12 protein-coding genes and 1 pseudogene are annotated in these 11,630 nt (G+C 65.7%); 4 read left to right on the top strand and 9 right to left on the bottom strand.

The genetic code is table 11. The features are described 5' to 3' along the window. Positions 1-63: 63 nt before the first annotated feature. Positions 64-633, bottom strand: a complete 570-nt coding sequence (locus tag ACFWCF_RS08390) for a cupin domain-containing protein (RefSeq protein ID WP_378559582.1) — start codon at positions 631-633, stop codon at positions 64-66. Between the two features lie 111 nt (positions 634-744). Here ACFWCF_RS08390 and ACFWCF_RS08385 point away from each other — a divergent pair, with 111 nt between their 5' ends. Beyond that, positions 745-1,350 (top strand): SAM-dependent methyltransferase, encoded by a 606-nt coding sequence (locus ACFWCF_RS08385; RefSeq protein ID WP_378559579.1) that lies wholly within the window; start codon positions 745-747, stop codon positions 1,348-1,350. Positions 1,351-1,501: 151 nt separating this feature from the next. Continuing rightward, entirely contained in the window at positions 1,502-2,002 is a 501-nt protein-coding gene (locus tag ACFWCF_RS08380; protein ID WP_378560206.1) for a DinB family protein, read from the top strand. Between the two features lie 48 nt (positions 2,003-2,050). On the opposite strand, the pseudogene ACFWCF_RS08375 reads toward ACFWCF_RS08380, so the two are convergent. From ACFWCF_RS08375 to ACFWCF_RS08350, 6 genes and pseudogenes are all read right to left on the bottom strand, one after another. Continuing rightward, positions 2,051-2,236: pseudogene (locus ACFWCF_RS08375) on the bottom strand (HigA family addiction module antitoxin); the annotation flags it as partial. Further along, entirely contained in the window at positions 2,211-2,348 is a 138-nt protein-coding gene (locus tag ACFWCF_RS08370) for a hypothetical protein (RefSeq protein WP_378559576.1), read from the bottom strand. The gene ACFWCF_RS08370 and the pseudogene ACFWCF_RS08375, both read right to left, overlap by 26 nt. A 122-nt stretch (positions 2,349-2,470) precedes the next feature. Next, on the bottom strand, positions 2,471-2,893 hold the full coding sequence (locus tag ACFWCF_RS08365) for a type II toxin-antitoxin system VapC family toxin (RefSeq protein ID WP_378559573.1): 423 nt from the start codon (positions 2,891-2,893) through the stop codon (positions 2,471-2,473). Continuing rightward, a complete protein-coding gene (locus ACFWCF_RS08360) occupies positions 2,890-3,123 on the bottom strand; it encodes an Arc family DNA-binding protein (RefSeq protein WP_378559570.1) in 234 nt (77 codons plus the stop codon). Before ACFWCF_RS08360 ends, ACFWCF_RS08365 begins: the two co-directional genes overlap by 4 nt. 95 nt (positions 3,124-3,218) lie before the next feature. After that, positions 3,219-4,298 carry a redox-regulated ATPase YchF gene (ychF, locus tag ACFWCF_RS08355; protein ID WP_378559566.1) on the bottom strand — a complete coding sequence of 360 codons (1,080 nt, stop codon included), beginning with the start codon at positions 4,296-4,298 and terminating at the stop codon, positions 3,219-3,221. Between the two features lie 36 nt (positions 4,299-4,334). Beyond that, positions 4,335-4,769 carry a hypothetical protein gene (locus ACFWCF_RS08350; RefSeq protein WP_378560203.1) on the bottom strand — a complete coding sequence of 145 codons (435 nt, stop codon included), beginning with the start codon at positions 4,767-4,769 and terminating at the stop codon, positions 4,335-4,337. Between the two features lie 156 nt (positions 4,770-4,925). Here ACFWCF_RS08350 and ACFWCF_RS08345 point away from each other — a divergent pair, with 156 nt between their 5' ends. Continuing rightward, the gene (locus ACFWCF_RS08345) at positions 4,926-6,170 is read left to right on the top strand and encodes an AI-2E family transporter (protein ID WP_378559563.1); all 1,245 of its coding nucleotides are present in this window, start codon (positions 4,926-4,928) and stop codon (positions 6,168-6,170) included. A 26-nt stretch (positions 6,171-6,196) separates the two neighbouring features. Here the strand turns inward: ACFWCF_RS08345 and ACFWCF_RS08340 are convergent, their stop codons facing one another. Then, positions 6,197-9,175, bottom strand: a complete 2,979-nt coding sequence (locus ACFWCF_RS08340; RefSeq protein WP_378559560.1) for an AAA family ATPase — start codon at positions 9,173-9,175, stop codon at positions 6,197-6,199. Beyond that, positions 9,172-10,365 carry an exonuclease SbcCD subunit D gene (locus tag ACFWCF_RS08335; protein WP_378559557.1) on the bottom strand — a complete coding sequence of 398 codons (1,194 nt, stop codon included), beginning with the start codon at positions 10,363-10,365 and terminating at the stop codon, positions 9,172-9,174. Before ACFWCF_RS08335 ends, ACFWCF_RS08340 begins: the two co-directional genes overlap by 4 nt. Positions 10,366-10,443: 78 nt before the next feature. Here ACFWCF_RS08335 and ACFWCF_RS08330 point away from each other — a divergent pair, with 78 nt between their 5' ends. Then, complete coding sequence (locus ACFWCF_RS08330; RefSeq protein ID WP_378559554.1) at positions 10,444-11,607, top strand: DNA recombination protein RmuC; 1,164 nt, start codon at positions 10,444-10,446, stop codon at positions 11,605-11,607. Positions 11,608-11,630: the final 23 nt, after the last annotated feature.

Below are 11,630 nucleotides of genomic sequence, written 5' to 3'. Positions count from 1 at the left end.
ACTCCAATTCTTTGCGTCCGATGTCTCGCAGCTTCTCCGGTGGCAGGCCGTCGAGGATGCCACTCAGACGTCTATGACATGGAGACGTTCACCCTGCACGCCATAGAGTGCGATGATCTCGGCGGGCCGATCCTCGCGAGCGTTCGCGATCCAGTGCGGGGTCATCGTGTCGAACTCCGCAGCTTCACCAGCTTCGAGGACGGTGCGCTGATCGGACAATGCAAGGACGACGGCACCTTCGAGAACGTAGAACCACTCACGCCCGGGATGAGTGTTGTACTTCCGAGGGCCTGCCTTCGCGCTCGGCGGATAGATCACCTTGAAACCCTGCAGCCCCCCTGCATGGACGCCGAGTGGGACGAAGGTCAGGCCGTGCTTGCGGATGGGCTTCAGGTGAACTCTCGGGTCGCCGACGCGGGGGGCCGCGACAAGCTCGTCCAAGGGCAGTCCATAGACCCGCGCAAGAGGTAAGAGTTGCTCCAAACCGGGGCGCACGAGGCCCCGTTCCAGTCTGGAGATAGTGCTGGCCGTGATCCCGCTGCGCTCGGCGAGCTCGGCCAGGTTCAGCCCGAGCGCCTGACGGAACCCCCGCAGCCTCGGCCCGACCGCACTGAGCACCTTGTCATCATCCATGCGCCCCTTCTCTTCCTGACAACAAATGAGTTTGCAATTCTGCAAGGGAGATGGCGGACGTGCAATCTCGGGTGGGAGTGTAGATCAGGTGACCAGACGACAGGAGTGTTCATGACCACCGCTACACCCACCGACCCTGTGCCGGGTAAGCGCCCCGCACCGAACACTCGTCTCATCGAGATGATCTCCGACCTCGCCCCGGGGCAGGCCCTGGAGCTGGGTTGCGGCAATGGCGGCGATGCGCTCTGGCTCGCTCAGCGCGGCTGGAAGGTTACAGCGCTCGACATCTCCGCGACATCGGTGGATCGGTTGACACAGCATTCCCAGGAGGCCGGCCTGGATGACCGGATCACCGCAAAACGGACAGACCTCAACCAGGGGTTACCTTCAGGCAGGTTCAACCTCGTCAACGCTCACTATCTGCATGCCGTGTCCGGCTTGGACCGCGCCGGGCTCTTCAGGAACGCGGCCCACGCCCTGCAGCCCGGAGGATATCTCCTGATCGTCGACCACGGCTCAACCGCCCCCTGGTCGTGGAATCGCGACCCCGATGTCCACTACCCGAGCCCGCAAGAGGTCAGTGCCGACATCGATCTCGACCCCTCGACATGGCAGATCCTCGTAGCCGACGCCCAGCAGCGCATGGCGACCGGCCCGAACGGACGCGCCGCCGAGGTCACCGACCACATCCTGATGATTCAACGCACCGAGCGCTGACGCCGAAGCGCGTGACACTCGAGGACAGCCGTCCGGACCCCACGCCGGGCACCATAACCGGATCCACCGACCAGTTCCCCGCCACCACAATCCTCGAAAGGAGGACGGCGTCTGCTCCCCGTGGACGAGGAGTATCCGCGCTGAACACCAGATGACCACACCCCGACGACGCTCACAGCGTCGTGATACATCTCCGCCGAAAACCGGAAACACTGAAGCCGAAGTACTCCGTGGATTCCTCGACTATCTCCGAAATTCGATCGCAACCAAGGTGGAGACCACGCCCGAGCCTGACGTCAGAACCGCCCAGGTGCTGTCGGGAACGAATCTCCTGGGGCTACTCAACCACCTCACCTACGTCGAAGAATCGATATTCCTCGGCCACAGGACCACAAACTGGCCGGCGACGTTTCAGTGCGCCGCAACGGATACGCGCGAAGACGTGGTTGCCCGCTATCGCTCTGTGGCGGAGCAAGCCAACGCGGTGCTGGACTCCTGTGACGACCTCTCCGGGCCCGTTCCCCATGCCGGCAATGAGCGTCCAGGCCCTAATGCACGCTGGGCGCTGACACACATGATCGAAGAGACCGGCCGCCACGCCGGACACGCAGACATCCTCCGCGAACTCATCGACGGAACCACAGGCAGATGAGGAAGCTCGAGCGCAACCACGTCGCCGCACGTAGCAACACGCGCCTACGGTATCCGCCGTGATTCCCCGCTTGCCATGCACGATCTCGTTGATCCGACGCGGCGGAACACCGATCGACACAGCCAGCTTGTTCTGCGTGATCCCGAAGCCCTCGATGAAGTCCTCCATCAGGATCTCTCCCGGGTGGATCGGCTCGATCAGATCGGCCTCAGGAGTAGTCGACGAGTTCGACATTGTCCGCACCTCCATCTTTCCAGACGAAGCAGATGGGCCACTGCGCGTTCACCTGGATGCTGTGCTGTTCCCAGCCGACTGCCCCACCCGGGCCGTCGCTGCCCGGCGACATGCCCTTCGAGCGTCACGAGGCGCTCGACAAGGTCCGGACGCTCCACAGCGGTAAGGAACGCCGTGTGCGCACCCATCGACTGACCGACGAGGATGCTCCGCTCCCTCCTGATGCGTGTCCACTCACGACACGGCCCAGGGATCAACAATCTCGACACCGGTCTGCGCGAAGTCCTTGGTGTTCCGTGTCGCGCACACGGCCTGATGGACTCGGCAGATCGCAGCGATCTGCGCATCAGCCATGCTGATCGGCAGCCCCGCATCCTCACGCACCGCCAGCACCTCGGCATACTCCGCGGCCGCAACCTCGTCGAAGGAAAGCAGGGAACGCGTATCGCGATAGGGCCGGATCGCGCCCTCGATCGCTGCCTGGAGTGCCGCTTTGCGCTGCCCATCCGGAAGCCTGCGAACTCCGGCGAGCAGCTCCGCCAACGTGATCGTCGTGATCGCGACATCATCCGTGAGCGATTCCAGCCATGCGATGACGCGCGGCTCAGGACGAGAGCGGAAGATCTCCGAGATGACGTTCGTGTCCAAGACGATCACCCGAAGTCGACCTTCCGGGCTTCATCGACGCGCTCAGGGATCATCAGCTCCTCAACACCGTCAGCCGCACGAGCCGCCTCCAAGAGCGCGAGCCCGATGTGCGGACGCAATGATGCCCGAGTGAGAATCTCACGCACCTCGGCTTCCATGGAGCGACCGTGCTCCTTGGCCCGCTTCGCCAAGCTCTGCTTCACCGATTCGTCGAGCCCTCTGACGACGATGGATGCCATGATGACCACCTCCGCACGTTGATATCGGACATGATATCAACAGTGGTCGTCGAGGTCGAGATCAGCGCTCATGTGAGGGATTGAACCGGAACCGGTCAGACGTTGAAGCGGAACTCCACGACGTCGCCGTCCTGCATGAGGTATTCCTTGCCCTCCATGCGCACCTTGCCTGCAGCCTTGGCGGCGCTCATGGAGCCGGCCTCGACGAGGTCGTCGAAGGAGACGATCTCGGCCTTGATGAAGCCACGCTCGAAGTCGGTATGGATGACGCCTGCAGCCTGAGGGGCGGTGTCGCCCTTGTGGATCGTCCAGGCGCGCGATTCCTTCGGGCCTGCCGTCAGGTAGGTCTGCAGCCCGAGGGTGTGGAAGCCGGCGCGAGCGAGAGCATGCAGACCGGGCTCGGTCTGACCGATCGAGTCGAGCATTTCCTGGCGGTCTTCTTCGTCCAGTTCGAGGAGTTCCTGCTCGACCTTCGCGTCGAGGAACACCGCGTCGGCCGGGGCGACGGAGGCACGCAGCTCGGCGACCTTCGCCTCGTCGGTGAGCACGGCCTCGTCTGCATTGAAGACGTAGAGAAAAGGCTTGGTGGTGAGCAGGCTCAACTCGCGGAGAAGCGTGAAGTCGAGCTTGTCCTTGACGCTGAACAGGGTCTTGCCCTCGTCGAGGAACGTCTGCGCCTCGAGCGCCGCCTCGTGCAGCGGCTTGAGCTCCTTGTTCTTCTTCGCTTCCTTCTCCAGCCGCGGCAGAGCCTTCTCCAACGTCTGCATATCGGCGATGACGAGCTCGGTCTCGATCACCTCGATGTCCGATGCCGGGTCTACTCGTCCGTCGACGTGCACGACGTCGTCGTCGGCGAACACACGGACCACCTGACAGATGGCGTCGGCCTCGCGGATATTGGCGAGGAACTTGTTGCCGAGACCGGCCCCTTCGGAGGCGCCCTTGACGATGCCTGCGATGTCGACGAAGGACACCGTCGCAGGCAGGATCCGCTCGGATCCGAAGATCTCGGCGAGCTTGCTCAGCCGCGGATCGGGCAGCTCGACCAGGCCGACGTTGGGTTCGATGGTGGCGAACGGATAGTTCGCGGCCAGCACGTCGTTGTTGGTCAGGGCATTGAAGAGGGTCGACTTGCCGACATTGGGAAGTCCGACGATTCCGAGGGTGAGGCTCACAGGTTCAGGAGTCTACGTGGTGACTGCGGCGATATGTCATCCGCACGCCACCCGAACCAACTGGGCGATACGCGCCGACTGATCGTCGGTCGGCTCCGCGGAACCGTTGGCGGCGAGTTCGCCGACCTTCGCGTTCACCTCGGCGTCGTCGGCGCCGTCCTCGATCAGGGGACAGGTTTCGGTGACGATCGTTTCGATCGACTGGGTCTCGCGATCGGCCGACAGGTTCGGGTACGCGGCGCGGAATGCTGCCACGAACGCACCGAGTTTGGCGCTGTCGAACCAGTCTCCGGCCCGTTCGGCCGCACTGGACGCGGCGCTCTGCACCGATGAGGCTGCACCCTGCGCGCCTTCCTGGACGGACGTGACAGCAACGCCGGCCGAGGAACGTACGCCCTCCGAAGTGGGCGAGTCGCCCTCGCCACACGCGCTGAGGACTCCGGCACATGCAGCGACGGTGATCACACACATAACCCTGCGAGAAACGTAATTCTCGATGCGCAAGGACATATATCGAGAATGCCACGCGTTCATGCTGGACACGGGCGTATCCGGCAAAACCGCATCTCCCGGCAGATCCGGCACGCTGGCCGTAGATTGGCGAATATCGATCGAGGTGATCAACACATGCGTACGGAAGGACCATCGTTGAGCGAGTCGAAGAACACCTCCGACCACAAGGCCGGCGACAACGCTGCCGTGAAACCCGATCGCGGGGCCTTGATCGGAGTCAGCGGCATCTGGTTGGCGAAATGGTCGGGCTGCCTCGTTCTCATCGCCGCCGCAGCCGTGGTGCTCGGATGGATCATCCAGCAGATGTGGGTGATCATCCTGCCGATCGCCCTCGCGATCGTCGTGGCGACCATCCTGTGGCCACCGACGCGTGGCATGACCAGACGTGGAGTTCCCCCCGCTGCCGCTGCCGGGCTGACGCTCGTCCTGTTCTTCGCGGTCGTCGGCGGCATCATCGCCGGCATCGTTCCGTCCGTGGTGGCGCAGGTTCCCGACCTCGCGAACAAGGCCACCGAAGGCATCAACACCGTGCAGGACTGGGTGCAGGGCCCCCCGATCAATCTGCAGGACGAACAGCTCGACAACGCGGTGCACGTCGTGATCGAGCGTGTGCAAGGCAGTGCCGCCTCGATTGCGGGTGGCGTGTTCTCCGGCGTGAGCACGGCGGGCTCGCTGTTGGTGACGCTGGGCCTGGTGCTCGTGCTGACATTCTTCTTCATCAAGGACGGGCCGCGGTTCGTGCCGTGGCTGCACTCGGTGAGTGGCCGCCGGGCAGGCCGTCACCTCGAAGAGGTGCTCCTGCGGATGTGGACCACCCTCGGCGGCTTCATCCGTACTCAGGCGTTGGTGAGTTTCATCGACGCGTTGTTCATCGGTATCGGCCTCGTCATCCTGGGTGTGCCGCTCGCTCCGGTGCTCGCGATCCTGACGTTCATCGGTGGGTTCATTCCGATCGTCGGTGCGTTCGTCGCCGGCGCCCTCGCTGTTCTGGTCGCGTTGGTCGCGAACGGGTTCACCACGGCAGTGATCGTGCTGATCCTCATCATCGCGGTGCAGCAGATCGAGGGGAATGTCCTGCAGCCGGTGTTGCAGTCGAAGAGCATGAAACTGCACGCCGTGGTGGTCCTGCTCGCGGTGACGGCCGGGGCATCACTGTTCGGCATCATCGGCGCGTTCCTCGCCGTCCCGGTGGCCGCGGTCACAGCGGTGGTGATCCGCTACGTCGGTGAGCAGATCGACGCACGATCGGTCGAGCGGGCACAGGACGAGGACGACGAGACCTCCGACGACCCGAAGGCCTTGCCGGCGCCCGGAAGCACCTCGGCGCCCGACCCGAACACGTCCGCTACCGACTCATAGGCCCACAGCGGATCTCGGTGGCGTCGTCAGCCGGCGATCTGCACGGTGGAACCGGTTCGGCCGCGCAGCACATGCAGACGGCTCGGGATTCGCTGTCGTAGTTCGTCGACGTGGCTGACCACGCCCACCACACGGCCACCGGCCCGCAGTTCGTCGAGAACACCCATCACTGCATCGAGCGCATCGGCATCGAGGGTGCCGAACCCCTCGTCTATGAACATGGTGTCGATCACCACGCCACCGGCTTCGGCAGCAACGACATCCGCGAGCCCGAGAGCCAGCGCGAGGGACGCCTGGAACGACTCGCCGCCCGAGAGCGTCTTGGTGGAGCGCACCGCACCCGTGTACTCGTCGTGGATGTCGAGACCCAGTCCGCCTCGCTTACCGTGGCTGCCTACCGCGTCGCTGTGCACGAATTCGTAGCGGCCACCGGACATTCTGCGCAGCCGGTCGGATGCCGACTCAGCCACTTCCTCGAGCCGCGCAGCGAGCACGTAGGAACGCAACGACATCTTGCGGTTGTTCGCTCCCCCACCGGCGACGACGTCGGCGAGGGCGGTGAGTTCGGCCTGCTCGTCGCGCAACGGAACCAGTGCCGTATAGGCCTGCTCGAGCCGGCTCGCATAGGTGGTGACATCGGTGTGACGGCGATGTGCCTCGGTCGCGGCAGCGAGCGCGGATTCGAGTGCCGCGGCGCCGGAGTCGACCACCGCGCGCGCAGCGTCGACGTCGACGACCTCGTTGCCGGTGAGTGCAGCGATCTCGGGTTCGGCGAGCACAGCGGTGACGATTGCCCGCCGGTTCTCGGCATCGCGGAGTTCACGCTCGATTTCGGCAACCCGTGAATCAGGACGCAGGGCAGCACGCGCCTGCGCCAAGTCGGTGAATCCGCCGTCGATTGCGGCGACCTCCGCTTCACGCGCTCGCTTCTGCGCGACCGAGCGCACCTGCGCGACCCGGAGGCGTGCATCGAGCCATGCGGTGGCGGCTTCCACCAGAGCCGCGAGTCGGTCACGTCTGGCCGTCAACGATTCGCTGCCGTCGATTGCCGCTGCGATACGGCGACCGATCTCATCGGCTTCCGAAGCGAGTACGGCATCGTCGCGGGCAATGCCGGTGAGGGCGGTCTCGACTTCCCGCTCGCGGGAGTGCAGTGCGAGATCGCGCGCCTGAAGGTCGTCGACCTCGCGTCGGCGTCGATCCAGCTGCGCCGCCGCGGTAGCTGCCGTGTCGTGTGCCCGGACGGCGTCCAGGTGCACTGCGGCCAGATCGTCTTCGGACGTGTCGCCGCTGCGTTGACGCAGGATCGCCACCGTGCTCGCGACATCTCCGACGGCTGCGCGCGCATCGGTGAGTGCCTTCGCTGCCCGCTGTTCGGCGGCATGGGCGCGCTCTTCGTCGTCTTTGGTCGCGGCCTCGGGTTCGGCCTGCGCGGGTGACGGATGTTCCACCGCGCCGCAGACCTCGCAGGGATCGCCCTCGACCAGCCTGGCTGCCAGCTCGGCGGCCATGCCGGCGATTCGACGCGCACGAATGTCGAGCAGTGCCTCGTGCGCCAGATTATGGTCCGCATGGCGCTGCACGGACGCCTTCTCCAGTTGCTCGAGTTCTGTACTGCGCAAGCGCAGTTCACCGGCGGCGGCAAGCGCATCCGCGGCTCGATCGCGGGCCTCACGGAGCCCGGGAAGCGACGCAACAGCCTTCTCCGAGTCCGCGACCGCGGTCGTAGCCTCCGCGGCCAGGCCGGGAAGCGCGGCACGTTCGGCGGCAACGCCCTCGAGTTCTGCGGCGGCCGTCTGACGCTTCTCTTCCAAGGCCGCACGTCGGGAGCCGATGTCGGTGATTTTCAGCTGCTGCTCGATCAAGGTGTCGAGTCGGGTCACTTCACTGGACCACTGCTCGCAGCGGGGGCGGATCAGTGCGCGGTCGCTGTCGTCGGGCTGCCCCGGTACCTCGCCGAGCAGGGCACGTCCCTCGGCCGACTTCGTCAGAACAGCTGCGGCGGAGTCGAGTTCGGCCTGCGCCGACTCGGTGTCGGCGACAGCGCCGGCCGCTTCACGGTCGAGTACCGCGACCAGTCGTGCGCGATGCGCGGCATCGCGTTCGACGACCATCGCCGCGCGCTCCGGTTCGGCAGCGTCGAGCCGAGCCTTGCTCTCGCGCGCTTCGCCGCGGCGTCGGATCCGTTCTTTCAGTGCGACCGCGCTGTCGAGTGCCGCGCGGTTGCTGCGGTCGGTGTCGCGGGCTTCGGCGTGCGCGGCTGCAGTCGAGTCGCGGACGTCGGCGGCATCGGCGAGCAGCCTGTGGGCCCATTCGACCGGCTCGGCGTCGGCCCCGGCCTCGATACCTGCGGCCGCAGCGACCTTCGCGGCGAGGACGTCGACGGCCTGTTGTTGTTCGGCAAGTGCTTTCGCGCCGGATCCGCGGCGCTCGCGGAACCACTGTTCGACGTCGCCGAATCTCGTGGTGTCGAACAGTCGCTCGAGGAGCTTGCCGCGCTCGTCGCTGGCCGCCCGCAGGAATTTCGCGAACTCGCCCTGTGGCAGCAATACGACCTGGAAGAACTGTTCGGCGCTCATCCCGAGCAGCCCCTTGACCACGTCGCCGATCTCTTGGCTGCGTGACAGGTTCTCCCCGATACCGTCGAGCCATTCCAGGGTTGCTTTCGCGTTCTGCTTGGTAGTGCCGACGCCGCGCTTCTTCGGGCGTTCGAATTCGGGGCTGCGCTCGATGCGCAGTCGCCGACCTGCGATCGTCGCTTCGAGGCAGATCTGCGGGATGGCGCCCGCGGGCGCATGGTCGGACAACAGTCTGCGGCCCTCTGCTCGGGCACCGGGCACCGTCCCATAGAGTGCGAAGGCGACGGCGTCGAGTATCGAGGTCTTCCCCGCGCCGGTCTGCCCGTGCAGGAGGAACAGCCCGTCGGCCCCGAGGTCGTCGAAGTCGATGGCGACGGTGTCGGCGAACGGCCCGAAAGCGGTGATCTCGATCGAATGCAATCTCATGCCGGTACGTCCGCCCGCTCGTCACGACCGGAATCGCCGCGGCGCGACTCGTCGCCGATACCGCGCCGACGATCACCGTCGCGGAGGGCCTGTTCGAACCATCCCGTTTCCCGTGTGGACGGCTCCGATCGGACGTCGGTGAGAAACGACGAGGCGATCTCGAAGTCGGTGCGGCCACGCACCTTCTCGCGGTAGCTGCCCTCGGATTCCGACGCGGGGCGTTCCCACTGCACGTGTACCGCATGCGGGAACCGTTCCTGCAGCCGCCGCATCGCGTCGACCGGGCGGGCACGGTCGGTGAGGACCGCGGCCACATAGTGTTCTTCGGCGTTCTCGTGGGCCGGATCTGCGAGCAGGTCGTCGAGGTTACCGGTGAGCTGCGTCAGTTCTCGCACCACCGGAAGGTCGACACGGTCGACGGACGCGAGCCCCGTCTCGTCGAGGTCGACGAGCCACATCGCCTTGCGGTGTGAGCGCTCACCGAACGAGTACGGCAGCAACGAGCCCGAATACCGGACGTGTTCGGACACCGTCTGCGGTGAATGCAAGTGCCCGAGGGCCACATAGTCGGCACCGCCGAAGGTGGTCGCTGCCACGGTCTCGACACCGCCGACCGAGATCGACCGTTCCGATTCCGTCGGCTCTCCACCCACGACGAAAGCGTGCGCCAACACCACGGTGCGGGCGTCGCGACCGGCGGCCTCGGCCTGCACCTTGGCCATCGCGGCGTCGAGGATCTCCTGGTGCGAGCGCGCACCGGGTACGTCGAGTTCGGCTCGGGTGATCTCCGGTTCGAGATACGGGATGCCGTAGAACGCGACCGGCCCGTGCGCGTCGTTCAGCACCACCGGCCGATCGACCTGCGCAACCCGAGTGATCAGGTGGAGGCCCCCGTGGGCCGCGAACGCAGCGCCCGATCCGAGGCGCACAGGCGAATCGTGATTACCGGACGTCGCGATGATCACTGCGCCTGCGGCGCGGATCGCTTCGAGCCCGGCGTTGCACACTGCGACGGCGTCGGCGCTCGGGATGGAGCGGTCGTAGATGTCGCCCGGCACCACCACGACGTCGACACCGCGCTCCGCCACGACCTCGGCGACCGCGGCGAGCGCCGCCGCCTGGTCGGCGAGTAGATCGACACCGTGGAAGGTGCGACCGATGTGCCAGTCGGAGGTGTGCAGGATCCGCATGTCGTCAGACGGTAGAGGAAGACACCGACACGCTCCGGTTCCGGGTAACTGTCGGCACCGTGCGGCATCATGCGGCTCATGTCAGTTCTCACCGCACTGGGACTCGTCGTCGCGCTCTTCCTCGGCGTGATGCTCGGCTGGCTGCTGCACGCGTCCCGCAGCGGCGACCGGACAGCGCGCGCCGAAGAGAAACTCGCCGCTCTCGAGGCCAACGAGTCGCACTTGCGGCAGTCGTGGAGCGCGGTGAACGAGGATGCCGCACGCAGACAGTCCGGGGCAGTCGGCGAGCAGGTGTCGCGGCTGGTCGGGCCGTTGCACGAGGCAGTCGGGGCGTTGTCCCGGCAGGTCGAGAACGTCGAGCGGAGCCGAATCCACGCGTATGCGGGCCTGACCGAGCAGGTGGAAGGTATGCACCGCGCATCCCAGTTGCTGTCGACGCAGACCCAACAGCTCGTCACGGCGCTGCGGGCGCCGCAGGTGCGCGGCAGGTGGGGCGAGATCCAGCTCGAGCGTGTCGTGGAGCTCGCCGGGATGGTGCGGCACTGCGACTTCGACACGCAGGTGTCGAAGGAGGGTGTGCGCCCCGATCTGCTGGTCTACCTCGCGGGCGGTAAGCAGATCGTGGTCGACGCCAAGGTGCCGTTCGCGGCGTATCTCGACGCGGCACAGGAGGAAGATCCTTCGCAGCGCGATCGGCACCTGATCCGGCACGCACGCCAGCTGCGCACTCACGTCGACCAGCTTTCCGCGAAGTCGTATTGGGAGTCGTTCGATCCGACGCCGGAGTTCGTGGTGTTGTTCGTGCCAGGCGACCCGTTCCTCGACGCGGCGCTCGGTGCCGATCCAGATCTACTCGAGTACGCGTTCGCACGGAACGTGATCCTCGCCACCCCCACCACTCTCGTGGCGCTGTTGCGCACGATCGCCTTCACGTGGCGTCAGGAAGCCCTGTCTCGGGAAGCCGCAACCATCCACAGGCTGGGCCGGGAGCTGTACCAACGGCTCGGCACGGTCGGTGATCATCTCGACCGGCTCGGCGGCCAATTGGGCAAAGCGGTCGATTCGTTCAATCTCACGGTGTCGTCGATGGAGACACGGGTCGGAGTGACGGCCCGAAAGCTCAATGAGCTGGAAATTTTCGACGGCGATGTGCCCGAGGTCCGACGCGTCGACTCGTGGCCACGGCGCAGCACGCTCGCAGAAACCGCCGAGCCCGACGGTCCTGTCGACGAAGCAAGCTGATTCTGTCGGGTTACTGTTTACCT

Source organism: Rhodococcus sp. NPDC060090 (assembly GCF_042729855.1).
Lineage (GTDB): Bacteria > Actinomycetota > Actinomycetes > Mycobacteriales > Mycobacteriaceae > Rhodococcus.
The sequence above is the reverse complement of the archived record's forward strand: the minus strand, read 5'-3'. Positions and strand labels throughout refer to the sequence as shown.

Coding starts and splice junctions, on each gene's coding strand:
- ACFWCF_RS08390 (WP_378559582.1), bottom strand. CDS start 633: ATGGATGATGACAAGGTGCTCAGTGCGGTCGGGCCGAGGCTGCGGGGG.
- ACFWCF_RS08385 (WP_378559579.1), top strand. CDS start 745: ATGACCACCGCTACACCCACCGACCCTGTGCCGGGTAAGCGCCCCGCA.
- ACFWCF_RS08380 (WP_378560206.1), top strand. CDS start 1,502: ATGACCACACCCCGACGACGCTCACAGCGTCGTGATACATCTCCGCCG.
- ACFWCF_RS08370 (WP_378559576.1), bottom strand. CDS start 2,348: ATGTCGCCGGGCAGCGACGGCCCGGGTGGGGCAGTCGGCTGGGAACAG.
- ACFWCF_RS08360 (WP_378559570.1), bottom strand. CDS start 3,123: ATGGCATCCATCGTCGTCAGAGGGCTCGACGAATCGGTGAAGCAGAGC.
- ACFWCF_RS08350 (WP_378560203.1), bottom strand. CDS start 4,769: ATGTGTGTGATCACCGTCGCTGCATGTGCCGGAGTCCTCAGCGCGTGT.
- ACFWCF_RS08345 (WP_378559563.1), top strand. CDS start 4,926: ATGCGTACGGAAGGACCATCGTTGAGCGAGTCGAAGAACACCTCCGAC.
- ACFWCF_RS08340 (WP_378559560.1), bottom strand. CDS start 9,175: ATGAGATTGCATTCGATCGAGATCACCGCTTTCGGGCCGTTCGCCGAC.
- ACFWCF_RS08335 (WP_378559557.1), bottom strand. CDS start 10,365: ATGCGGATCCTGCACACCTCCGACTGGCACATCGGTCGCACCTTCCAC.
- ACFWCF_RS08330 (WP_378559554.1), top strand. CDS start 10,444: ATGTCAGTTCTCACCGCACTGGGACTCGTCGTCGCGCTCTTCCTCGGC.